General features: G+C 75.4%; 21 protein-coding genes and 1 pseudogene. 6 read left to right on the forward strand and 16 right to left on the reverse strand.

All coding sequences use genetic code 11. The features are described 5' to 3' along the window. Window positions 1-133: 133 nt before the first annotated feature. Complete coding sequence (locus tag ACFC2L_RS17245) at window positions 134-2,311, reverse strand: glycosyl hydrolase family 18 protein (RefSeq protein ID WP_375825602.1); 2,178 nt, start codon at window positions 2,309-2,311, stop codon at window positions 134-136. Between ACFC2L_RS17245 and ACFC2L_RS17250 the strand changes: the two genes are divergently transcribed. Continuing rightward, window positions 2,310-2,582 carry a glycine zipper domain-containing protein gene (locus tag ACFC2L_RS17250; protein WP_375825603.1) on the forward strand — a complete coding sequence of 91 codons (273 nt, stop codon included), beginning with the start codon at window positions 2,310-2,312 and terminating at the stop codon, window positions 2,580-2,582. The two genes, ACFC2L_RS17245 and ACFC2L_RS17250, sit on opposite strands and share 2 nt — an antisense overlap. Here ACFC2L_RS17250 and ACFC2L_RS17255 read toward each other — a convergent pair. The 3 genes and pseudogenes from ACFC2L_RS17255 to ACFC2L_RS17265 all read right to left on the reverse strand — a co-directional run. Further along, window positions 2,534-2,821, reverse strand: a pseudogene (locus tag ACFC2L_RS17255) (carbohydrate-binding protein); the annotation flags it as partial. The gene ACFC2L_RS17250 and the pseudogene ACFC2L_RS17255 sit on opposite strands and share 49 nt — an antisense overlap. Window positions 2,822-3,122: 301 nt before the next feature. Further along, window positions 3,123-5,030: a glycosyl hydrolase family 18 protein gene (locus ACFC2L_RS17260; RefSeq protein WP_375825565.1), complete on the reverse strand. Its 1,908-nt coding sequence runs from the start codon at window positions 5,028-5,030 to the stop codon at window positions 3,123-3,125. Window positions 5,031-5,289: 259 nt separating this feature from the next. Further along, on the reverse strand, window positions 5,290-8,364 hold the full coding sequence (locus tag ACFC2L_RS17265) for a LuxR C-terminal-related transcriptional regulator (protein WP_375825566.1): 3,075 nt from the start codon (window positions 8,362-8,364) through the stop codon (window positions 5,290-5,292). Window positions 8,365-8,858: 494 nt separating this feature from the next. Between ACFC2L_RS17265 and ACFC2L_RS17270 the strand changes: the two genes are divergently transcribed. After that, complete coding sequence (locus tag ACFC2L_RS17270; RefSeq protein ID WP_375825567.1) at window positions 8,859-9,059, forward strand: hypothetical protein; 201 nt, start codon at window positions 8,859-8,861, stop codon at window positions 9,057-9,059. Beyond that, window positions 9,059-10,090, forward strand: coding sequence for a CorA family divalent cation transporter (locus ACFC2L_RS17275; protein WP_375825568.1), 1,032 nt, complete (start codon window positions 9,059-9,061; stop codon window positions 10,088-10,090). The genes ACFC2L_RS17270 and ACFC2L_RS17275 overlap by 1 nt, the downstream gene beginning before the upstream one ends. A gap of 153 nt (window positions 10,091-10,243) precedes the next feature. Here the strand turns inward: ACFC2L_RS17275 and dtd are convergent, their stop codons facing one another. The 8 genes from dtd to ACFC2L_RS17315 form a co-directional block, all read right to left on the reverse strand. After that, on the reverse strand, window positions 10,244-10,684 hold the full coding sequence (gene dtd / locus ACFC2L_RS17280; protein WP_375825569.1) for a D-aminoacyl-tRNA deacylase: 441 nt from the start codon (window positions 10,682-10,684) through the stop codon (window positions 10,244-10,246). Then, a complete protein-coding gene (locus ACFC2L_RS17285; protein WP_375825570.1) occupies window positions 10,681-11,697 on the reverse strand; it encodes an asparaginase in 1,017 nt (338 codons plus the stop codon). The genes dtd and ACFC2L_RS17285 overlap by 4 nt, the downstream gene beginning before the upstream one ends. A gap of 7 nt (window positions 11,698-11,704) precedes the next feature. Further along, window positions 11,705-12,037: a DUF2516 family protein gene (locus ACFC2L_RS17290; RefSeq protein WP_318783088.1), complete on the reverse strand. Its 333-nt coding sequence runs from the start codon at window positions 12,035-12,037 to the stop codon at window positions 11,705-11,707. Between the two features lie 10 nt (window positions 12,038-12,047). Then, window positions 12,048-12,485: a type II toxin-antitoxin system VapC family toxin gene (locus ACFC2L_RS17295; protein WP_375825571.1), complete on the reverse strand. Its 438-nt coding sequence runs from the start codon at window positions 12,483-12,485 to the stop codon at window positions 12,048-12,050. A 7-nt stretch (window positions 12,486-12,492) separates the two neighbouring features. Then, window positions 12,493-12,813, reverse strand: a complete 321-nt coding sequence (locus ACFC2L_RS17300; protein ID WP_375825572.1) for a type II toxin-antitoxin system Phd/YefM family antitoxin — start codon at window positions 12,811-12,813, stop codon at window positions 12,493-12,495. 79 nt (window positions 12,814-12,892) lie between these two features. Beyond that, window positions 12,893-14,053 (reverse strand): aromatic acid exporter family protein, encoded by a 1,161-nt coding sequence (locus ACFC2L_RS17305; protein WP_375825573.1) that lies wholly within the window; start codon window positions 14,051-14,053, stop codon window positions 12,893-12,895. Beyond that, window positions 14,050-15,192, reverse strand: a complete 1,143-nt coding sequence (locus ACFC2L_RS17310) for a YgfZ/GcvT domain-containing protein (protein ID WP_375825574.1) — start codon at window positions 15,190-15,192, stop codon at window positions 14,050-14,052. Before ACFC2L_RS17310 ends, ACFC2L_RS17305 begins: the two co-directional genes overlap by 4 nt. 62 nt (window positions 15,193-15,254) lie before the next feature. Beyond that, window positions 15,255-15,851 (reverse strand): FABP family protein, encoded by a 597-nt coding sequence (locus ACFC2L_RS17315; RefSeq protein ID WP_375825575.1) that lies wholly within the window; start codon window positions 15,849-15,851, stop codon window positions 15,255-15,257. Between the two features lie 260 nt (window positions 15,852-16,111). Here ACFC2L_RS17315 and ACFC2L_RS17320 point away from each other — a divergent pair, with 260 nt between their 5' ends. Then, on the forward strand, window positions 16,112-16,507 hold the full coding sequence (locus ACFC2L_RS17320; RefSeq protein WP_375825577.1) for a DsrE family protein: 396 nt from the start codon (window positions 16,112-16,114) through the stop codon (window positions 16,505-16,507). 76 nt (window positions 16,508-16,583) lie between these two features. Here ACFC2L_RS17320 and ACFC2L_RS17325 read toward each other — a convergent pair whose 3' ends face one another. The 3 genes from ACFC2L_RS17325 to ACFC2L_RS17335 are packed head-to-tail and all read right to left on the reverse strand — an operon-like array spanning window position 16,584 to window position 18,315. Then, complete coding sequence (locus ACFC2L_RS17325; protein WP_375825578.1) at window positions 16,584-17,063, reverse strand: DUF4395 domain-containing protein; 480 nt, start codon at window positions 17,061-17,063, stop codon at window positions 16,584-16,586. 38 nt (window positions 17,064-17,101) lie between these two features. Further along, window positions 17,102-17,584 carry a thioredoxin family protein gene (locus ACFC2L_RS17330; protein WP_375825580.1) on the reverse strand — a complete coding sequence of 161 codons (483 nt, stop codon included), beginning with the start codon at window positions 17,582-17,584 and terminating at the stop codon, window positions 17,102-17,104. After that, on the reverse strand, window positions 17,581-18,315 hold the full coding sequence (locus ACFC2L_RS17335; protein ID WP_047232246.1) for a hypothetical protein: 735 nt from the start codon (window positions 18,313-18,315) through the stop codon (window positions 17,581-17,583). The genes ACFC2L_RS17330 and ACFC2L_RS17335 overlap by 4 nt, the downstream gene beginning before the upstream one ends. 281 nt (window positions 18,316-18,596) lie before the next feature. Between ACFC2L_RS17335 and ACFC2L_RS17340 the strand changes: the two genes are divergently transcribed. Then, on the forward strand, window positions 18,597-19,367 hold the full coding sequence (locus ACFC2L_RS17340) for a winged-helix domain-containing protein (protein ID WP_375825581.1): 771 nt from the start codon (window positions 18,597-18,599) through the stop codon (window positions 19,365-19,367). Continuing rightward, entirely contained in the window at window positions 19,364-20,296 is a 933-nt protein-coding gene (locus ACFC2L_RS17345; RefSeq protein ID WP_375825582.1) for an alpha/beta fold hydrolase, read from the forward strand. Before ACFC2L_RS17340 ends, ACFC2L_RS17345 begins: the two co-directional genes overlap by 4 nt. A gap of 18 nt (window positions 20,297-20,314) precedes the next feature. On the opposite strand, the gene nth is transcribed toward ACFC2L_RS17345, so the two are convergent. After that, window positions 20,315-21,040 carry an endonuclease III gene (gene nth, locus ACFC2L_RS17350; RefSeq protein ID WP_375825583.1) on the reverse strand — a complete coding sequence of 242 codons (726 nt, stop codon included), beginning with the start codon at window positions 21,038-21,040 and terminating at the stop codon, window positions 20,315-20,317. Between the last annotated feature and the right edge of the window lie 34 nt (window positions 21,041-21,074).

Below are 21,074 nucleotides of genomic sequence, written 5' to 3' on the forward strand. Positions count from 1 at the left end.
CTGTTTCCCCCCACCCCCCTCGCCCCCCGGGGCCCGGCGGCTCGCCCCCCCCCCGGGGGCCCCCGGTGCGCCGGCACCCCCCCACCCCCCCCCCCCGCCCGGGCGGGACGTCGTCAGGGACGCCGGCGGTGCGTCAGCACGCGCCGCCGTCGGCCCAGGGACCCCACGCCGAGGCGCCGGGGGTGTCGTTCTGGGTCCAGTAGCGCGCCGTCCACTCGTGGCCGCCGTGGCTCACGACCGCGCCGCCGCTGTACGCCGTGCCCGCGACCCAGACCGCCGCGGTGCACTCGCCCGTGCCCGTGCCCGTGCCGGGGCCGCCCGGGCCCTCGCCGCCCCCGGAGCCCGGGAGGTCGACGACGGTCACGCCGCGCGGGTGGTCGTACGTCGTGGCGTAGTCCACGCCGTCGACCGTGACGATCACGTTGGAGAACTGGGCGGCCGGCATCGACCACTTGAGCTGGTTCGTGATCGAGCCGCCCGCCGGGATGCCCCCGGTCGGGACCGTGAACTGCACGGTGTGGAAGTCGCCGTCGAGGCCGCCGACGTTGTCGCCGGTGTGCCCCTTCGCGGTGACCGTGGTCTTGAAGCCGCTCCAGTCGCTCATCTCGCCCGGGTCCGTCGTGCCGTACTGGAACGAGATCGTCGCGCCGGCCGGGATGTCCTTCGCACCGTTGTTGGTGAAGACGACCTTGGGCGAGATCGGGTAGTTGTTGTCGCCGAGCGCGAACTCCGTGTACCGGATGTCGACGTCGAGCGCCTGCGTCGGCATCGGCCGGTCGGCGTTCGCCTTCGACGCGCCGTACGGCGTCGTGGCCGAGAGCTTGCTGTGCATGAGGTCGACGAGCGTGGTGCCGATCTCGTACTGGCCCTTCGCCTGGTCGTAGCCGAAGTCGCCCGCGAGCTCCCAGATCATCAGCCCGCCGAGGCCGGTGTCCGCGACGTAGTCGGCCTTGGCCGCGATCGCCTCGGTCGAGTCTCCCGAGAGGAACGTCTTGGTCTGCGCGTTCCACCACCACTCGTTCTTGGTGACCGGGTCGAAGTGACGCTCGTACGTGCCCTGGATCGTGTCCGTGACGCCGTACGCGGAGACGTAGTCGCCCGTCACGCCCTTCTCGAGGTTCAGCACGTGCCACATCGGGTTGACGCCGGCCGGGACCGCGTTGCCCTGCGGGTCGCTGTCGTACCAGAGGTTGTCGATGCCCTCCGCGCCGTAGCCGCACTTGTTGTTGGTGCCCGCCGGGCAGAGGAACCCGGCCGGCGCCTTCGCGGTGCCGCCCATGCCGTACGTGCCGCCCTGGACGCCCTGGAAGCCGCGCGTGTAGAACGGCACGCCCAGGTTGATGCGCCCGGCCTGCATCGCGCCGCGGAAGTAGTGCGAGGCCCAGTCGCCGTTGAGGTAGCCGATGCCCTTGTACGCGCTGTACACGCCGCCGGCCGCGAGCTCGGGGTCCTTGCCGTCGTCGAACAGGGCGCCGTTGCCGCCCACGTACTCGTTCCAGGCGCCGTGCAGGTCGTACGTCATCATGTTCACGTAGTCGGTGTACTGCGTGACCTGGTAGACCTCCATGCCGCGCAGCAGCCACCCCGACGACGGCGTCGCGGTCGTGAGCATGTAGTACTCGCCGTCCTGCGCGCCCGCCGCGTCGAGCTTCTCGCGCAGGGTCTTCATGAGGTTCACGTAGCCCTGGAAGAGCTGCCCGCGGCGCTTGTCGGAGATCTGGAAGTCGTCCGGGTTGCCGGCCTGGTTGTTGGACGTCGGGTACTCGTAGTCGATGTCGATGCCGTCGAACCCGTACTGGCGGACGAAGTCGACGACCGAGTCCGCGAACGTGTCGATGCGCGCCTGCGACTCCGTCATCGTGTAGAAGCCGCCGGACGCGACGCGGTTGCCGCTCGCGTCGAAGTAGCCGCCCGTCTCTGCCCAGCCGCCCACGGCCGGGATGACCTTGACGCCCGGGTGGGCCTTCTTGTACTTCGCCAGCAGGTTGAAGTGGCCCGTGTAGTCGAGCGTCGGGTCCATCTCCGCGCCCGCGACGCCCGGCCACGTCATGTCCGTCGCCGCGTTGCCCGCCGCGCCGGCGTTCACCGAGACCTTGTCGTTCCCGTCGATGTGCGCGAACGCGTAGTTGATGTGGGAGAGCTTGTCCCACGGGATGTCGCTCGCGAGGTAGCGCGGCTGGCCGTTCGTGCCGGTCCGCCAGCTCGAGAAGTAGCCGATGACGCGGCGGTCGAGGCCGTTCGGCAGCTTCTCGCGGCCGCTCTCGTCGTACACGTCGCAGTAGGGCGTCCTGACGCCCGGCGTCTGCGCCATGCCGTCAGGACGGCACTTCTCGTCCGGGTTCGCGGCGGGGCCCGTCGTCGGGTCCGTCGTGGGGTCGGTCGTCGGGTCCGTCGTGGGGTCGGTCGTCGGGTCCGTCGTGGGGTCGGTCGTGGGGTCGGTCGTCGGATCCGTGGTGGGGTCCGTCGTCGGGTCCGTCGTCGGCTCCTCGGTCGGGGTGTCGCCGCACGCACCGAGCGACTCCCACGGGCCGTACTGCTCCGCGCCCGGGACGTCGTTCTGCGTCCACCACTTCGCCCGGTAGTTCTGGCCGTCGTGCGAGACGGTCGCGCCGCCCACGTAGGCCGGGGTCGCGGACCACGGGTCCGCGCACACCGTGGTCGTGGCGGCGGCGACGGGGGTCGTGGCCTGCGCGGCCGCGGCACCGGCGAGGCCGGTGGCCAGCACGGCGAGCGTCGTGACGGCCGCGACGACCGTGTGGACCTGCGCCGGGTGACCGGGAGCGCGTGGGGCGCGCGCCCGAGGGGTCAGGGACAACTGCATGGGGGTACCTCGATCTGCTGGGTTGCTGCGCACGACGCCGGACGGCGTCGCGTCGGGCACGGCCGCCTGGGGAGGGCGACCGCCGGGTGGTGTTGAGGGGGCCGGTCGGGGCCCGTCACGACGACGGTCGACGACGGGTGGTCGGTGACGCGACGAGGGGAGGGTGCACGGGGCGGGTGCACAGGACTCGTCACCGCGACCCGCCGTCGACCACGTCGTGGACGGGCCCCGGCCGGTGGCGCCGGTCGCTCGTGGCTACCGGCGCCGTCAGGGGCCGGCGAGGGCCGGCGAGGGCCGAGCGTCAGCAGGCGCCCAGCGACTCCCACGGGCCGTACTGCTCCGCGCCTGGGACGTTGTTCTGCGTCCACCACTTCGCGCGGTAGCTCTGGCCCTGGTAGGAGACCGTCGCGCCACCGGTGTAGACCGCGCTCGACGACCAGGCGGGCGCCGTGCACGTGCCCGGGTCGGTCGGGTCAGTGGGGTCCGTCGGGTCCGTGGGGTCCGTCGGGTCGGTCGGATCCGTCGCGCCGCACGTGCCGGTCGCCTCCCACGGGCCGCCCGCGCTCGGGCGGTCACCCTGGGTCCACCACTTCGCGCGGTAGTTCTTCCCCTCGAACGACACCGTCGCACCGCCCGTGTACACCGCGCTCGCCGACCAGGCGGCCAGGCAGTCCGTGGGGTCGGTCGGGTCGGTCGGGTCCGTGGGATCCGTGGGGTCGGTCGGGTCCGTGGGATCCGTCGGGTCGGTCGGACCGTCCGTGCCGTCGACGGGACCGGCCGGGAGCGAACGGACCTTGTCCGTGAAGCCGCCGAGCAGCGTGCCGTCGTGGTTGCCGGAGAGGTCCCACCACATGCCGCCACCGAGGTTCAGGCGGTCGATGTACTCCGCCTTGGCGGCGACGGACTGCGCGTTGTCGTAGCCCCACCACTGGTCGCCGTCGTAGCGCCAGGCCGAGACCGTCGCCGGGTCGTAGTAGTCCTGGCCCCGCGTGCGGAGCTTGTCGTAGTCCTCGTTGCCCGCCTCCCAGGTGCCGGGGGCCGCTCCCGTCGCCGCCGACCACGGGGCCGAGGACGTGACGCCCTTCCAGCCGCGGCCGTACATGGCCATGCCGAGGCCGAGCTGGCTCGGGTCGACGCCGCCGCGCAGGTACTCCTGCACCGCCTTGTCGGCGCTGAACTGACGGTTGGCCGCCCGCGGGTCGGCAGGGTCGTCGTACAGGTTGGCCTGAGGACCGGCGAGCGCGGGGTCCCACGCGCCGTGCAGGTCGTAGCCCTGGACGTTCCCGTAGTCGAGGTACTCGAAGATCGCCGGGTCGTTCCAGCCGCCCGCCGCGATGTCGTCCGGGTTGGCCGGGAGGAACGCCGAGAGCAGGTAGTGCTTGCCCGTCTGCGCGCCGTACGCGTCGAGCTGCTTGCGGAACTCGGCGAGCAGCAGCTTGAAGTTCGCGCGGTCGTTGACGGTGTCGACGTAGTTGCCCACCTCGCCGTTGTTCGAGCCGGGCCACTCCCAGTCGATGTCGATGCCGTCGAACACGCCGGCGGCTGCGCCGGCCCCGCCGCGCCCGTCGATCACGGGGAGGTTGCCCTTGATGTAGATGTCGATGCACGACGACACGAACTTCTCGCGCGACGCCTGCGTCGCAGCCGCCTTCGAGAAGTTCTTGGACCAGGTCCAGCCACCGATGGAGATGAGGGCGCGGAGCTGGGGGTTCTTCGCCTTGAGCTGCTTGAGCTGGTTGAACGAGCCGGCGAGCGGCTGGTCCCACGTGTCGGCGACGCCGGCCACGGAGTTCGCCGCGGTGTAGCCCATGCCGAAGTCGGCCCACGCGTCACCGGCGCCGTCGGAGCCGTTAGGACCCGTGCCCTGCGCCTTGTTCGCGATGAAGCACGTGAGGTTCTGGTAGTGGATGTTGCCGAACGAGTAGTTGATGTGCGTGAGGTCCTGGGCGGCGCCGGAGTCCTGGACCTTCTTGAGCTGGAAGTTGCGGCCGTACACGCCCCACTGCGTGAAGTAGCCGACGTTCCGGTAGCCGTTCACGTCGCTGTCGCCCGGGTGGGAGACGGCGGCGGGTGCGACCTCGGCGGCCTGGGCCGGCGCGACTCCCGCGAGGAGTCCGCCGACGAGCGCCGCAGCGGTCGCGAGCGCCGCGACGCGTGCGCCGCGACGGCGCCCCGGTCGGGGTGGTCTGGTGAAGAGGGACACGTCCATGGGTCCTGCCTCGCTGCTGGTGCGGTGGGCCACGTCGCCGTACTCCGGAGTCGTCGTCGCCCTCGGGTCCTCTCGACCGTAATGACGCGGGCACCGTGGCGTTATCCGCGCTTCCCACATTGTTCATGGTGCGAACTTACCCGTCACGTAAGAGTTACCCCGTAGGACAGAGGCACCCAGAACCGGACGGAACGGGGCGAAACGACGCTGCTCTGACGCCCGCGCTACGTAGCGTCCTGCCAGGGGTCGTGGATTCCCCTCAGCGCCCCACGCGGTGCGCGAGCACGGTGAGCTCGACGCGCGAGCGCACCCCGAGCTTGCGGAACACGCGACCGAGGTGCACCTCCACGGTGCGCACCGAGAGGTAGAGCTGGTCCGCGGCCTCCCGGTTGGACGCGCCCTGGACGACGAGCAGCGCGACGTCGAGCTCACGCTCGGTGAGCTCGTCCGACCACCGGCCCCGGAGCTCGGCGAGCGCCTCGTCCGAGACGTCGCTCTCGCGCACCGCGAGCCGGCACGCGTCCGGCGGCACGGGGCGGGGCGCGGGCGTCGGCTCGGCCCCCGGCCGCTGCCCGCCGAGCACCCCGGGCAGCGGCGCGTGCAGTCCGGCGGCGCGTGCCGCCGCCGCCCAGGTCCCGGCGGGCGCTCCGCCCACCACGGTCCCGCTCGCCGCGCCGACCGCCCCCGCGGGTACCGGCGCCCCGGGCCCGTCGTCCGTCACCGGTCCGCCGAGGAGCCGGACGACGTCGGCGTGCTCGTCGCGCGCGATCGTCGTCCAGGCGTCCGCCCCCGCGTCGTCGAACAGCTCGATGGCGGACAGGAAGAGGCCGTGCGCACGCTGCAGCTCCCCGGCCCGCACGAGGGCGCGCGCGGCGCAGAGGTCGGTCCGCGCGTGCTCGTAGGGCGAGGCCGTGGTCCGGTTCACCCGCGTCGCCCGCTCGAGCGGCACGGTGAGGTCCTCGGGCGCGGCGAGGGACACGTCGGCCCGCACGAGCGTCGCCGACCGCAGCGACGGCGGCAGCTCCTTCGCGTCCACCTTCCGCCGGGCCAGCGCACGCTGCGCCGCGTCGTGGCGTCCGGCGACGACCCAGGCCTCGACGTCGTCCAGCCCGGGCAGCGGGAGCATGCGTGCGCTGTCGGGGCGCTCCCGCTCCGCCGCGAGCTCCAGGAGCGTGGCGGCCTGGGTCACGTGGTGCGCGAACGCCGCGCCCATCGCCCGGTCCACGAGGAGCCCGAGCCGGACCGGGCGGGACGTCGGGCTCGCGCACGTCTCCTCGAGCGCCGTCGCCACCGGGCCCACGACGCCCCGCGTCATCATGTCGAGACGGCGCGCCGCCGCCACGCCGAGACCGGCGAACGGCAGCCCGAGCGGGAGCCGGAACGCCGCCTCGGCGAGCTCGTCCGCGGCCCGGGTCAGCGTGCCGCGCCACAGGTGCACGAGCGACTGCGCCAGCCGGACGTGCGCCTCCGCGAGCGGCGTGAGGGCGGCGTCCGGCCCGTCGAACCACCGGCCGCCGTCGCGGACCGGGGCGAGGGACGCGACGACGCTCGCGAGCGTCTGCGCCGCGTCGTCCAGCCGGTCGTCCGCCGCGAGCGCGAGCGCACGGCTGACCTGCAGCGACGCCTCGTGGTCGGGTCCGAGGTCGACGTCGGGGACCACCCCCCGCTCGCCCACGCCGAACACGGCCGCCCACGACCGTGCGAGCGCGAGCCCGGCGGCCGTCGCGTCGTCGTCGCACCACGATGCGAGATAGGTCGCCGTGTCGAGGAGCTGGGACGTGCTCACGCCGTCGCCCCGCTCGGCGTGCAGCCGCGCCGCGTTGAGCACGCCCGACACGACCCCCGCCACGTCGTCCGGCGCGAGGTCGTCGGGCTGACCGCCCCGCAGGTAGGGCGAGAGGACGTCGTCGGGCACCTGGCCCTCGGCGAGCGTCAGCGCGGCGACGAGCGGTCCGAGCGTCCGCGCCCGCAGCGCGTCGTCGCCGCTGCGGGACGCCTTGCGCAACCAGTCCGCCGCGTCCTGCACGTGGCCGGACCGCAGCGCGGCGACGCCTGCGATCGCGAACGCCTCGGCGCGGTGCTCGGTCGCGGCCTGGCTCGCGGCCTCGCGAGCCACCTCGTGCGCCCAGACGACGTCCCCGCGGTCCAGGTGCCGACGCGCGATCCGCAGCAGCCCCGGGACGAGCTCCGGGTCGCCGACGAGCGTCGCGAGCGCCGAGTGCCACACCGCGACGTCCTCCTCGCCCGCGCGGCGGTGCGCCTCGGCGAGCGCGACGTGCGCCGTCGTGCGCTCGGCGAGCCGCGCGTCCGCGTGGACCAGGGACCGCATGCGCGGGTCGACGAACGCGAAGCGCCCACCCACGAGCGCGAGGTGCTCGGCGAGCGGACCGTCGAGGACCTCGTCCATCGCGAGGCCGGTCGCCGACAGCAGCAGCTCGGTCCGGTCCACGACGGCCACGGCCGCGACGAGGAGCGCGTGCCGCTCCCCCTCGCTGAGGGCGGCGAGCCGGTCCGCGAAGAGCGAGCGCACGGCGGGGACGGCCGGGAGCGGGTCCGGGAGGATCGACCCCCCGGAGAGCTGTTCCGGCGTGAGCAGCGCCGCCGTCTGGGTGAGCGCCGCGGCGTTGCCGCCGAGGAGCGCCGCGAGGCGCGCCGCGACGTGCGGCGCGACGGCGAGCCGCCGCTCGACGAGCAGCAGGTGCAGGGCGTCGGCGGGCGCGAGCGGCGGGACGGCGCGGAGCTCGAACGGCCCGGAGGACGGGTCGAGCTCCCCGGCGGTCGCCGTCCCGAGGAGCACGACCGGCGCGTGGCGCTGCGCGACGAGGCTCGCGAGGACCGACCTGCTGAGGTCGTCCTGGAGGTGCAGGTCGTCGGCCACGAGCACGACGGTGGCGCCGTCGAACGACTCCACGAGGAGCTCGGCGAGCGCGACCGCCGCGACCTCGGGGAGGTACCCGAAGCCCGGGTCGACGGGCTCGAGGACGCGCGTGAGGCGCTCCGGCACGACGCCGCCCGCGAGCTGCGAGACCTGCGACACCAGCGACACGACCGCGGAGCCCGGCGCGGGGGCACCCGCGGGCGGGCGACACCGCAGGGTGAGCGTCGGGCGCGCGAAGGTGGACGTCGCGACGGCCTCGCACACGAGCTCGAGCGTCGCGCTCGCCCCCATGCCGCGCTCGGCCGTCCACACGAGGCCGCCCTTGCCCTCGCTCACCGCCGCGAGCGCGCGGTCGACCTCCTGCGCGCGGGAGGAGAGCCGCTCGAGCCGTCGTGCGGACCGCGTGTCCGCGCGACGGTGCGGCTCGGGAACCAGGTAGTCGTGCTGTTCTGACATGTCGGGACCCTCCGTCCGGGGGCTTCTTCGCCCGTCGACCGGATGAAATGTTAACAACCCTCCGTAAACAAGGGATCACCACATCGTTTCCCGGCCGTCACACGACCGCCACCTGGGCCGACGGCGCTTGCCGTGCGTGGGCGGGAGGGCTAGCCTGGCCTCGATCCCCGTCGTGGCCACGGTTCTCGTGCGCCCCGACCCGGGTGCGGCGCCCACGGCGCCGCCGCCACGAGAGCGAGGTGAGCCCCATGCCGGACGGCAGCAGTCATAGAACCGTGCACTGCGCGCTCACCCTCCGTGGCCCGCAGCCCGTCGCCTGAGTCGGCGTACCTCGAGGACTCCCGCGGCCGGCCGTCGTCCCGTGCGGGAGGTCGCCAGTGCGCACCGCGCGCGCCGTCGTGCGCGCCGCCGGACCACCCGCCGACCCACCAGCGCCCGCCACCCACCCCGTGGCGCTCGCCCGTGGTCGTCGGCCCGCCGAGAGGACGACCACCATGACCCAGCGCTCGCCTGCCACCGAGTCCCGGACCCGCCCCGCACGTCAGACCCTGCGGGACGCGCGCGCCGTTCTGCCCCGTCGACACCGCGCCCGCCGACCGAACCTGGAACGCCAGTCGATCTCCTTCACCGTCGGCCTGTACGTGTTCATCTGCGTCGCCCTGCTGCTCGCGCACGTCACCGCCGGAGGTGTCTGATGACGACGACGCTGCCCGAGCCCACGGGCCTCGCCCTCACGGCCGGCGCCGACCGCGCCCTTCCCGCGCCCGCACGCGGCGGGCTGGACCTGCACGCCCGTGCGCACGGCACCGGTGCCCCCCGGTTCGACCCCCGCGTCCTGCGCTCCCGCTGGGTCCAGGTCGGCGTGGGCGACCCCGACGCGACGGCCCGCGCCGCCGAGCACGGCGTCGACTTCGCCGCCGCGGGCGGTCGGGTCTGGGAGACGGACGCCCACGTCTACCTCCCGGTGACCGCCACGCGGCGCGACGGCGACCGCGTCGTCTACGAGCGGATCGTGCTCGCGCTCTCCCCCGACGTCGTCGTGACCGCCCAGCCGCAGCGCCACTACGGCGTGTTCGACAAGGCGATCGCGCGCATGCGGCGCACCCCGTGGCTCACCGGATCCTCCTACGGGGTCGCGTACGCGCTGCTCTACGCGCTCAACGAGGCGGCGGACCGCGTCGTGTCGTACGCGAGCGACCTGCTCGAGGACATGTCCGACGAGATCGACGAGGCGACGCGCGGCGTCGACTCCCGCGGTCGGGAGATCGGGGTGAGCGACATGCAGGACACCATCACCCGCATGAACCGTGCCGAGGAGATCGTCTCGCGCGCCCAGGAGTCCCAGCTCTCGCTCGCGCGCGCCGCGCGGCACCTGCGCAGCGAGATCGCCGACTCCGACCCCGTGCTCGCCGGGCTCGTGGAGACCCTGGTCGCCGACGTCGACGGGGTGAAGCAGCACGCGAGCTTCGAGCACGACAAGGTGCGCTACCTCCAGCAGGCGATCATGACCTCGCTCGACGTCAAGCAGGCCCAGATCGTCAAGGTCTTCACGATCATCACGGCCGTGTTCCTGCCGCCGACGCTCATCGCGTCGTTCTACGGCATGAACTTCACGCACATGCCCGAGCTCGACCGCCCCTACGGCTTCACGCTCACCGTCCTGCTCACCCTGGTGGCAGCCGTCATCCCGCTCGCCTACATCAAGCGCCGCGGCTGGCTCCGCTGACCCCACCAGCGCGCGCCCGCGTCTGGCCGGCGAGCCCGGCCCGCGGCGCGGGCTCGGGCCTCAAGCCTGCGGGGTCGGGCCCGCGGTGGGGGCGGCCTCGGTGCTCGGGGCTGCGGCGACAGGGGCGGGTCGCCGGGGCTCGCCCGGGGGTCATCAGGCCTCGAGGATCAGGGTGACCGGGCCGTCGTTGACGAGCTCCACGGCCATGTGCGCGCCGAACCGCCCGGTCGCGACGTCGATCCCGCGCTCGCGCAACCGCGACACGACCGCGTCGACCAGAGGCTCGGCGACCGGCCCGGGCGCAGCGCCGTTCCACGACGGTCGGCGGCCCTTCTTCGTGTCGGCGTAGAGCGTGAACTGGCTGACGACGAGCACGGGTGCGCCCTCGTCCTGCACCGACCGCTCGCCCGCGAGGATCCGGAGCTCCGCGATCTTGCGCGCGATGGTCTCGACCTGCGCGTCGCCGTCGTCGTGCGTCACGCCGACGAGCGCGAGCAGCCCCGGACGGTCGATCGCCCCGACGACCTCCGACGACCCGTCCTCGGCCACCACGCTCACGCTCGCGCGCGAGACGCGCTGCACGACGGCCCTCACGAGCGTCGCTCCGCGTCGAGCACGGGCCGCACCGTCCCCACCGGCCGGCCCGCGCCGAGCACGGGCACGTCGCCGAGCGCGGTCAGCGCCGCGTCGTCGGCCCCTGCCACCCCGGGCGCGCCGAGGCGGCGGAGCGCGGCGGCGAGGACCGCGGGCCGTGGGCGGGAGCCGCCGTCGAGCACCTTGAAGGCGAGGGCGCTGCCGTCGGGCAGGCCGGCGCCGTAGACGCCGTCCGCACCGTCCTTGGCGACCAGGCCGGGCACGGCGCGCATCGCGAGCGTCGCGTCCCGGCCCGTCCCGCCGACCATCTCCGGGAACGCCGCCATCGCGCGCGCGACCTGCGCCTCCGGGGAGCGCGGGTCGCGCTCCGGGGCGGCCGCGAGCCGCCCGAACGCGCGCGCGAGGCCGCGCACGGTCGTCGAGAAGAGCGGCGCGCCGCACCCGTCGACGGTCACGTGCTCGACCGGCACGCCGGTCGCCTGGGCGACGGTCTCGCGGACGGCGACCTGCAGCGGGTGGTCGACGTCCAGGTAGGTGGCGGTGTCCCAGCCGGCGGCGACGCACGTCGCGAGCATCGCCGCGTGCTTGCCGGAGCAGTTCTGCGTGATCGACGACGGCCCGTGGCCCTCGATCTGCCACGCGAACGCGGCGGGCGGGTGGAGCGGCATGTCGGGCGTGTTCTGCAGCGCCGACTCGTCGAGCCCGACGCCGTCGAGGATCTCCCGGACCCCGGCGAGGTGCTCCGGCTCCCCGTTGTGGCTTGCGGCGGCGAGCGCCAGGAGGCGCGGCGGGAGGACGAGCCCGTGCCGCAGCATCGCCACGGCCTGGAAGGGCTTGACGCTCGACCGCGGCCAGATCACGGCGTCGGCGTCGCCACGTTCCAGGACCGGCTCGCCGTCGGCGCCCAGCAGGACGAGGTGCCCGGCGTGGACCGACTCCGCGAGGTCCCCCCGGACGACCTCGGCGAGCGGGACGGCGGCGCGCTCGATCCCGCCCCGGGCCTGCGTGGTCACCGGCGCGTCACCAGCCGCCGGGGCGGCCGGACGACCCGTTGCCGCGGCCGTTGCCGTACGGCAGGAGCCGGGGACGCACGTCCACGAGGTAGACGATCGCCGCGACCACGCCGATGACCCCGAAGAAGCCCCCGACGCTCATCGGCGGCAGCGAGATGAATCCGAGGGCCGCCGCGACCCCGAGGATCGCGAGCCAGATCGGCTTGGTCAGCTTGCCCTCGGCCGTGAACGCGCTCGCGGGACGTCGGATCGCGTCGACGAGCGCGACGAGCTCGGTCACGAACACGACGAGCATGAGCACGAAGAAGACGATCCACTGCAGCGACCCGATGATTCCCACGGGCACGAGCCTACGGTCTGGCGAGCGGCCACGGCACCACCCGCAGCCCGACCGACCGCGCGGCGGTCACCACGTGCGGGTCCCAGGCCGCCACGATCGTGTCGTCGTGCGCGACGGCGAGGGCGCTCGCCACGTGCACCGCGTCGTTGCTGCGCAGCGCGCCGGCCGCGACGAGCGCCGACGCGCGGTCGGCGACCTCGCCGGAGACCTCGACCACGTGCAGCGCGGGGTACAGCGCGTCCCACGCGCCGAGGGCGCGCGCGTGGCCCGGGCCGTCGAGCACGCCGCCGCGGGCGCCCGCGGCGAGGGCCGCCCGCACCTCGACGTCGGCGAGGCGGCTCGTCACGACGACGTCCGCCCGGTTCCACAGGCGGCTCGCCAGCGCGGAGCCGGCCTCGGGGACGCAGAGCTTCACGAGGGCGCTCGCGTCGAAGTAGACCAGTGCCATCGGGGCCTCAGCGCCGGATCCGGCGCACGAGCGCGGCGACGCCGCCCCCGCGACCTCCGCGGGCGCCGTCGGCCGGTCGCGCCCCGTCCGCGCCCGCCGTCCGCGCGCCGGCGTCAGCGCCTGCGGGGACCGCGTGGACCGGGCGCTCCCCCGCCGGGGGGACCAGCACGCCGTCGCGCACGAGCTCCGTGACCAGGTCCGCCGTCGCGACGCCCGTCAGCCGGGCGACGGGGACGCCGCGCTCGGTGATGACGACCTCCTCGCCCTCCCTGGCCCGCTCGATCCACGACTTGAGCTCGGCACGCAGGGCGCTGACGGGGACCTCCATGCCCCGACCGTACCGGCCCGGGGCGCCGCTGTGCAGGGTGAAGATCGTCCCGTTCGCCCGGCAGGGCCGGATCGCCCGCTCAGAGCTCGGGGAGGGCGTCGCGCGCCTGCTGCGGCGTCGCCCCGGCCGCCTCCAGGAGGTCGACGATGGGCGATCGCACGAGCATCACGAGCGACTGCACCTGCCAGTCGCCGTCGCCGAGCGCGTGCGGGTCGGCGCTGTGCGCGACCTCGAGGAGGACCTCGCGCGCCACGGCCGGGTCGCGACCGGCGCCGACCGCCTCGGCGAGCACGTGCACCCCGGCGCCGAACCGGGCGACGAGGTCCGCGACCGCGTCGAGCTCCCGCTCGTCCGGCCCGCCCGCGACGGGCACGGCGCGCCGCGCCAGGACGCGCACGCTGCGCATCGCCCGGTCCACGAGGACGGCCTGGCGCTCGAGCCCGCCCAGCTCGTCCCGGTGCCGCAGCCCCGCCGCGGTGACGCGCGCGAGCTCGCGCGCCGACGACGCCGACGACTGCCAGTCCTCGAGCGCACCCTCGGAGGCGCGGCCCTTGACGAGCGCCGCCTCGAGGTCGGCGCGGTCGCGCCCGCGCAGCCCCCGCGCGAGGACGTCGAGGACGGCGGCGAGCTCCGTCGTCGCCTCGGCACCCAGCAGCCGGGGACGCCGGCGCGGGTCGCCCGGGGTGAGCGCCGCGACCGCGAGCGCGACGGCGCCGCCCACCAGCGCGTCCGTCCACCGTCCGAGCGGGCCGCCCGCCTGCGCGGCCGGGAGCCCGACGATGACGATCGCCTGCACCCCGGCCTGCGTCGTGAGCATCGCGCCGCGGTCGATGAAGCGCGCCGCGAGGGCCGAGACGGCGAGCACGACGGCGACCTGCCACCACCCCGACCCGATCGCGTGGACCACGAGGTCGCCGAGCCCGACGCCGATCGCGACCCCGACCGCGAGCTCGAGGACGCGGCGGAGCTGCCGGTCCTGGCTGAACCCGAGGCACACCCACGCGGAGACGGGGGCGAAGAAGGGGGCGACGTGGCCGAGCCCGTAGCGCGCGATGCCGAACGCGAGGCCCGCGGCGGCCGACGCCTGGAGGATGGGCCACAGCGCCACGCGGACGCGCGAGGCGCCCTGCCGGATCCGGGCACGCAGGAGGAGCCGGCGCCACGCGGTGCGGGCGACGTCGACCGCGCCGGGGCCGGCGGACGGGCCCGGCCCGCTCCCGGACGCCGGCCCCGCGGTCACAGCATGCTCGTCGGCGCGCCCTCGCCGCGGGGCGTGACTCCGCGGCCGACAGGGCCGCGCGGGGCGGGGCGGTCGACCGAGACCCCCTCGCCCGGCACCACGACCTCCTGCGCCGCGGAGACCGCGCCGCCGTCGCAGTCGACGAGGAGCTCCGCGTCCTCGGGGACGCTGCGCTTGAGGACGGCGAGCGCGATCGGGCCGAGCTCGTGGTGACGCGCGACCGACGTCACGGCGCCGACGGGCCGCCCGTCGAGCGTGACCTCGGCGCCGGGCGCCGGCAGCAGGTGCCCCGAGCCGTCGAGGTGCAGCATCACGACCCGGCGCGGCGGTCGCCCGAGGTTGTGCACGCGCGCGATCGTCTCCTGGCCCCGGTAGCAGCCCTTGTGCATGTGGACGGACGTGCGGAGCCAGTCGGTCTCGTGCGGGATCGACCGGTGGTCGACCTCGGTCGCGAGCCGCGGCCGCCACGCCTCGACCCGGGCCGCCTCGGTCGCCCACGTGCCGACGAGCCGCCACCCGGCCGCCTCGCGCGCGGCGACGGCGTCGGCCAGCTCGGCCCGCGGCACCAGCACGAGCCGCCACGGCCGCTCGCGGCCCGGGTGCTCGTCCTCGGGCGGGCCGTAGCGCGTGCCGCCGCCGGTGACGCGCGGCCACGGGTCGCGCCACGTGACCGGCTCGCCCTCCGCGCCCTCGGCGTCCACGGGCTCGCCGAGCGCCGCCCAGTCGTCGGTCGCGTCGGCGATCTCGACGCGGAGCATGAACTTCATGCGGTCGAGCCAGGCAGCGAGGTCCGTCGCGTGCGAGCGCTCGGTGACGAGCCAGGTCGTCTCGCCGTCGTCGACGACGGACGCCGCGTGCTCGACGTGCCCCTGCGGCGAGAGCACGAGCAGCTCCGTCGACGTGCGCGGGGCGAGGTCCGTCAGGTCCTGCGACGTGATCGAGTGCAGCCAGCTCAGCCGGTCGGGGCCCGTCACCGTCACGACGCCGAGGTGCGACTGGTCGACGACGGCGCCGCCCGTGCGCAGGGCGCGCTGCTCCCCGGTCGGGTCGCCGTAGTGCCACGCGACACCCTCGTCGGGGCCCGTCGCGGGCACCGCGCCGTGGCGGGACAGGAGCGGGCTGGTGTAGCCGGTGGTCACGGGTGGTCCTCCTTCGTCGGCGCGTCCGGGCCTGCGGGTGTGCTCGTCCGAGGCCCCGCCGGTCAGGTCGTCGGGCGCCGGGACAGCTTCGCGGACGCGTACGACTGCAACGGCTCACCGAAGGCAGCCAATTCCCACACCCACAGGAGCTGGCCCTCGACGAACCCGTACAGCCGCTTCGAGGCGGTGACCTCCGACGCCGTGGACGTGCGGGCGATCAGGTCGCTCGCCAGGTCCACGCGGCCGTTGCCGACCGCGCCGAGGTACACGGACACGCGGCCCGCCGGGTCGGCGAGCAGCACCTCGAGCGGGTGCCGGTCGTCCTCGAGCCCGTCGGGCCGGTCGGTGGACACGCGCCAGTAGCCCGTCTCGGTGGACCACACGGGCGCGTCCGACGCCGCCGCGTCCAGCGTCGCGGCGTCACGCTCGGGCCACGCGCTCTCGTCGGGGACGGTCTCCGGGACCTCGGTCTCGAGGAGGCGCAGCGTCGACTCGTAGCGCAGGTACGGGCCGCCGTCGTGGTCGAACACGACGTCGTGGACGAACGGCGTCTCCTCGATGCCCGGGTACTTGACGACCCCCTCGCCGCGCCAGCTCCCGACGAGCCAGGCGAGCGGGTAGACCTCGGGCGCGAGCCCCTCGGGGAACTCGAACGGCATCAGCGACCACCTCTCGGAGTCGGGCGGGGCGACGTGCGTGCGGCGGGGCGCGCCCCGCGCGGCAGCGTCAGCGCTGGCCCTTGTAGAGCTTGTAGACGACGTACCCCGCGAACCACGTGATGGTGACCGTCGCCGCGAGGAGGAGGCCGAGGAAGATCAGCTCGAGAGTGTGCGGGCTCATGCGGCCGATCCTACCGGCCGGGCGGGACGACCACGCCGCGGGCGGGGACCGGCTGCCCGGGAGGGCTACGCTCGGCCGCGTGACCGACACCGTGCCGCCCCCTGCGGCTCCCCGTCAGCGCTCGCTCGTCGTCAAGGCCACGTCGGGGCTCGACCGCCCCGAGGCCGCCAACCAGGCGTTCACCGTCGCCGCCGCGGCGGTCGCTGCGGGCGTCGAGGTGAGCGTGTGGCTCACGGGCGAGGCCGCGTGGCTCGGGCTGCCCGGGCGCGCCGCCGAGCTCGAGCTGGAGCACGCGGCCCCGTTGCCCGACCTGCTCGACGCCGTGCTCGCCGCCGGCACGCTCACCGTGTGCACGCAGTGCGCCGCGCGCCGCGGCATCACGGCCGACGACGTGCTCCCCGGCGTGCGGATCGCCGGCGCGGCGGTGTTCGTCGAGGAGGCGCTGCACGAGGGCGCACAGGCCCTCGTCTACTGACCCGCGGCCGACCGCACCGGTTCACCGGCGCGTCAGCCCGCGAGCGCGTCAGCGCGGGAGCGTCAGCGCGGGAGCGTCAGCGCGCGGGAGCCACCCGGCGCAGCAGCAGGTACAGCTCGCAGCCCAGGCACAGACCGAACGCGGCGTTGAGGACGGCCGCCACGAGCGCGAGCGCCGCCGCGGCCGGCACCGCGCCGTCGACGCCCAGCAGCCCCAGCACGACCCCCGCGCCGGTGATGACCAGGCCGACCGCCTGCGCGAACCGCGGCGGCCTCGGGTCCTCGCGCTCCGCCGTCGGGCCGATGCGCGGGAGCACGACCATCCGGTAGACCCAGGCCTGCCACGTGCCCTGCGCGCCCCGGACCGCGCCGAGCAGGAAGCTCGCCGCGACGACCGCGAGCAGCACGAGCGCGGCGGGCGACGTCCACAGGAGGATGACGACGGCGAGCAGCAGCGCCGTGATGCCGGCCCCCGCGCGCGGCCCGCGCGGGTCGATCCCGGCGGGCGCGGACCCGCGCTCGGTCGCGGCGTCGCCTCGGCCAGCCTGGTCGCTCATGCGGTCTCCTCCGGTGCGGCCGTCGGGGACGGCGTGGGTCAGGCGTCGTGCGCGGTCGCGGAGGCCGCTGCCGCGTCCGCGACGGCGAGCGCTGCGAGCGCCTGGGCGCGGTTCATCCCCCCGCTCGCGCGGGCGACCTCCCGACCCTCCGCGTCGAGCACGAGGACGGTCGGCGTGCGCAGTATGCCGAATGCTCGCACCAGGTCGAGGTGGTCGTCGACGTCCATCTCACGATGCGTCACGTCGTCGTGCGCCGCGCTGACCTCGCCGAGGACGCGCGCCGTCGCCCGGCACGGCGCGCACAGCTCCGCCGAGAACTGGACGAACGTGCCGCGGGCGCCCAGCACGACGCCGTGGGCGGGCCAGTCGACGGACGCGGCGCCGTCGTCGGCCGTGGACCCGGACGACGTCGCGCGCGGCGCCCGCACGACCCCCTGCCGCCGCTGCCACCACACGCCGAGCGCGAGCGTCGCGAGCAGGGTCGCGCCGAGGAGGACGACGGGGAGCGCCCCCGGCGTCATCCCACGATCACCCGGCCCACCACGAAGATCAGCGTCCCGCCGACCGCGACCGGGAGCGCCGTCGCGGAGAACGCGCCGAGGCGCCCCCGCAGCTCCGGGAGCTGGTCGAAGAGCGCGTGGAGCGACGCGACGAGCAGGCCCGCGACGACGCCGGACCAGACGCCGCTCAGCAGGTCGAGGTCGGGCATGACGTACCCGACGGCACCGCCCGCGGCGACCGCGAGGCCCAGGGTGAGCGCGGCGTTGGTCCAGCCGCCGAGCGGCAGCGCCGAGACCGCGGACGCGACGGCCAGCGCCACCGCGCACGTCACGACCAGGGACTCGCCCGCGTCGGTGCGGCCCGTCGCGATCCAGCCCGCGCACGACGTCGCGACGACGATCCCGCTCACGGTCCCGATGAGCGACTCGACCAGGCGCGGGCGCCCGTCGCGGCGCAGGAGCTCGGCGACGAACGCGAGCACCACGGCGAGCGCGAGCACCACGGGCAGGTGCCGCAGCGCGGGCTCGCCGTGCGTCGCGGCCGTCGCGCCCACGGCGCCGAGCCCGGCGATCGCGATGACGACGCGCGTCCCGCCGTGGACGGGGATGTCGAGCAGGCGCGGCCACCCGATCGCGACGATCAGGGCCAGGGCCCCCGACGCCGCGGCGAGCGGGAGCGGGCCGAAGAACGCGGCGACGGCGATGCCCGCGGCGAGGCACGCCGTGACGACGGCCCGGGTCGAGAGGTCCACGCGGTCAGCGCCCCGTTCGGGGGTCGCGGGAGGGCGTCGGGTCGTGCAGCACGCCTCAGAGTGTCGCAGAGTCTCCCGCCGGACCGCCTACCGGCCCGGCGCGCGCACGGCCGTGGGACGTTCGCCGTGTCCGCGCCCGGCACGCGATACGGTAACCATCCACGGACCGAGGACGTGGCCGATGACGTGGCGAGCCCCGCAGAGGTACGTCCCGGCCCGGTCGCCACGCGTCGACGCCCGGGGGCGCCGCCCGCGCCCCGCGACCCGGAAGGAGGTGCCGGATGGCGGACCTGCTCATCCTCACCCCCGCGACAGGCGGTTCCGTCGAGGTCCTGCCCGCGCTCGGCCTGCTCTCGCACCGCATCCGGGTCCTTCCCATGGAGCCGTCGGCGCTCGTCGACGCCCCGGACTCCGACGTCGTGCTGCTCGACGCGCGGCGCGACCTCGTCGCGGCCCGCACCACGTGCCGCCTCATGCACGCCACCGGGCTCACGGTCCCGCTCGTGCTCGTCCTCACCGAGGGCGGGCTGACCGTCGTCACGGCGGAGTGGGGCGCGGACGACCTCCTCCTGGAGGGCGCCGGCCCGGCGGAGGTCGAGGCCCGGCTGCGCCTCGTCATCGAGCGGTCCGCGCGCGGACCGGCCGAGGACGGCCCCCAGGAGATCGCCGCCGGCGAGCTCGCGATCGACGCGAGCGGCTACACCGCGCGGCTGCGCGGCCGCCCCATCGACCTCACGTACAAGGAGTTCGAGCTCCTCAAGTACCTCGTGCAGCACCCGGGCCGCGTGTTCACCCGCGCCCAGCTGCTCCAGGAGGTCTGGGGCTACGACTACTACGGCGGCACGCGGACCGTCGACGTCCACGTCCGGCGCCTGCGCGCCAAGCTCGGCCCCGAGCACGAGCAGCTCATCGGGACGGTGCGCAACGTCGGGTACCGGTTCGACCCGCCGAAGGACCGCCGCCCCGCCGAGGGCGTGGACGACGCGGGGGCAGGCACCGCCGGGTCGTCGGCCGACAGCGGGCCCGGGACCCCGGTAGGTTCGTCCGGGTGACGCCCGACCCCTCCGACTTCACGTCCGCGCTGCCCGACGGCCCCTGGCGCCATGAGCTCGTCCCGGCCAACGGCGCGCGCTTCCACGTCGCGCTCGCCGGTCCCGAGGACCGCGGGGTCCGGGACCCCGGGCCGCCGCTGGTCGTCCTGCTCCACTCCTTCCCGCAGTTCTGGTGGGCGTGGCGCCACCAGATCGAGCCGCTCGCCGCGGCGGGCTACCGCGTCGCCGCGATGGACGTGCGGGGCGTCGGCGCCTCCGACAAGCCGCCGATCGGCTACGACGCGCCGACCCGCACCCGCGACATCGCGGGGGTCGTCCGCTCGCTCGGTTCCGGGCGCGCCGTCGTCGTGGGTCACGGCACGGGCGGCAGCCTCGCCTGGGCGATGGCCGCGCTCCAGCCTGCCGTCACGGCCGGCGTCGCGGCCTTCTCCGCGCCGCACCCCGCGCGGCTGCACACGTCGGCCCGCCGCCTGCTCACGCCCGCCGCGCTGCGTCAGCTCGCGTTCTACCAGGTGCCCACGCTGCCCGAGCGGGCGCTCGTCCGTGGCGACCTCGTGGCCGAGGTGCTCGCGACCGGCGCGGCCACGCCCTTCGCGCCCGACGTCGTCGACACGTACCGCACCGTCATGCGCATCCCGTTCGCGGCGCACACGGCCATGGAGTCGCTGCGCTGGGCGGTGCGCTCGACGCCCCGCCCCGACGGCCGCCGCTTTCTGGCCGCGCTCCGCCGCCCGATCGACGTCCCCGCGCTGCAGGTCCACGCCGGGGAGGACGGCCTCGTGCGGCGCGACCTCGCCGACGCCGACGGCGCCGCGCTCGCCCGCGACTTCCGCTTCGAGGTCGTGGACGGCGCCGGCCACTACCTCCCCGAGGAGGCGCCCGACGCCGTGACGGACCTGCTGCTCGACTGGCTGCCGCGCGCGGTGTAGCCGCACAGGCCCGGGACCTCAGCTCGTCTTGACCAGCTTCGCCGCCTTGACCGGGTCGACCTCGCCGACGCCGAAGGACGGGCACCAGCGCGCGATCGTGCACGCGCCGCACGCGGGCTTGCGCGCGAAGCACACCCGACGGCCGTGGAAGATCAGCCGGTGCGAGAGCATCGTCCACTCCGACTTCTCGACCAGCCCGCCGACGACCTGCTCGACCTTGACCGGGTCCTCCTCGGTGGTCCAGCCGAGGCGGCGCACGAGCCGGCCGAAGTGGGTGTCGACCGTCAGCCCCGGCACGCCGAACGCGTTGCCCAGCACGACGTTCGCCGTCTTGCGGCCCACGCCCGGCAGGGTCACGAGGTCCTCCAGGCGTCCCGGCACCTCGCCGTCGTACCGCTCGACGAGCGCCTGGCCGATGCCGATGACCGACTGCGCCTTCGCCCGGAAGAACCCGGTGGGGCGCAGCAGCTCCTCGAGCTCCTCCCGGTCCGCACCCGCGTACGCGGCGGCGTCCGGGTAGCGCGCGAACAGTGCCGGGGTCGTGAGGTTCACGCGCTTGTCCGTCGTCTGCGCGGACAGGACGGTCGCGACGAGCAGCTCGAGCGGCGTCGTGAAGTCCAGCTCGCAGTGCGCGTCCGGATAGGTGACCGCGAGCTCGCGGTTGGTGCGGCGCGCGCGCCGGACGAGGGCGAGGTGCGACTCGGGCTTCGGCGCCCCCGTGCGGGCCGGCTCGGTGGTGGTCACGGACCCACCGTAGCCGCCGCCCCCGACACCCGAG

It is taken from the genome of Cellulosimicrobium sp. NPDC055967, from assembly GCF_042269845.1.
Taxonomy (GTDB): domain Bacteria; phylum Actinomycetota; class Actinomycetes; order Actinomycetales; family Cellulomonadaceae; genus Cellulosimicrobium.

Bases quoted from the DNA above. Each gene is read 5' to 3' on its own strand.
- ACFC2L_RS17260 (WP_375825565.1), bottom strand. From the start codon at position 5,030: ATGGACGTGTCCCTCTTCACCAGACCACCCCGACCGGGGCGCCGTCGC.
- ACFC2L_RS17275 (WP_375825568.1), top strand. From the start codon at position 9,059: ATGACGACGACGCTGCCCGAGCCCACGGGCCTCGCCCTCACGGCCGGC.
- ACFC2L_RS17265 (WP_375825566.1), bottom strand. From the start codon at position 8,364: ATGTCAGAACAGCACGACTACCTGGTTCCCGAGCCGCACCGTCGCGCG.
- ACFC2L_RS17340 (WP_375825581.1), top strand. From the start codon at position 18,597: ATGGCGGACCTGCTCATCCTCACCCCCGCGACAGGCGGTTCCGTCGAG.
- ACFC2L_RS17325 (WP_375825578.1), bottom strand. From the start codon at position 17,063: ATGAGCGACCAGGCTGGCCGAGGCGACGCCGCGACCGAGCGCGGGTCC.
- ACFC2L_RS17245 (WP_375825602.1), bottom strand. From the start codon at position 2,311: ATGGCGCAGACGCCGGGCGTCAGGACGCCCTACTGCGACGTGTACGAC.
- ACFC2L_RS17315 (WP_375825575.1), bottom strand. From the start codon at position 15,851: ATGCCGTTCGAGTTCCCCGAGGGGCTCGCGCCCGAGGTCTACCCGCTC.
- ACFC2L_RS17295 (WP_375825571.1), bottom strand. From the start codon at position 12,485: ATGGCACTGGTCTACTTCGACGCGAGCGCCCTCGTGAAGCTCTGCGTC.
- ACFC2L_RS17330 (WP_375825580.1), bottom strand. From the start codon at position 17,584: ATGACGCCGGGGGCGCTCCCCGTCGTCCTCCTCGGCGCGACCCTGCTC.
- ACFC2L_RS17250 (WP_375825603.1), top strand. From the start codon at position 2,310: ATGCCGTCAGGACGGCACTTCTCGTCCGGGTTCGCGGCGGGGCCCGTC.
- ACFC2L_RS17300 (WP_375825572.1), bottom strand. From the start codon at position 12,813: ATGGAGGTCCCCGTCAGCGCCCTGCGTGCCGAGCTCAAGTCGTGGATC.
- ACFC2L_RS17270 (WP_375825567.1), top strand. From the start codon at position 8,859: ATGACCCAGCGCTCGCCTGCCACCGAGTCCCGGACCCGCCCCGCACGT.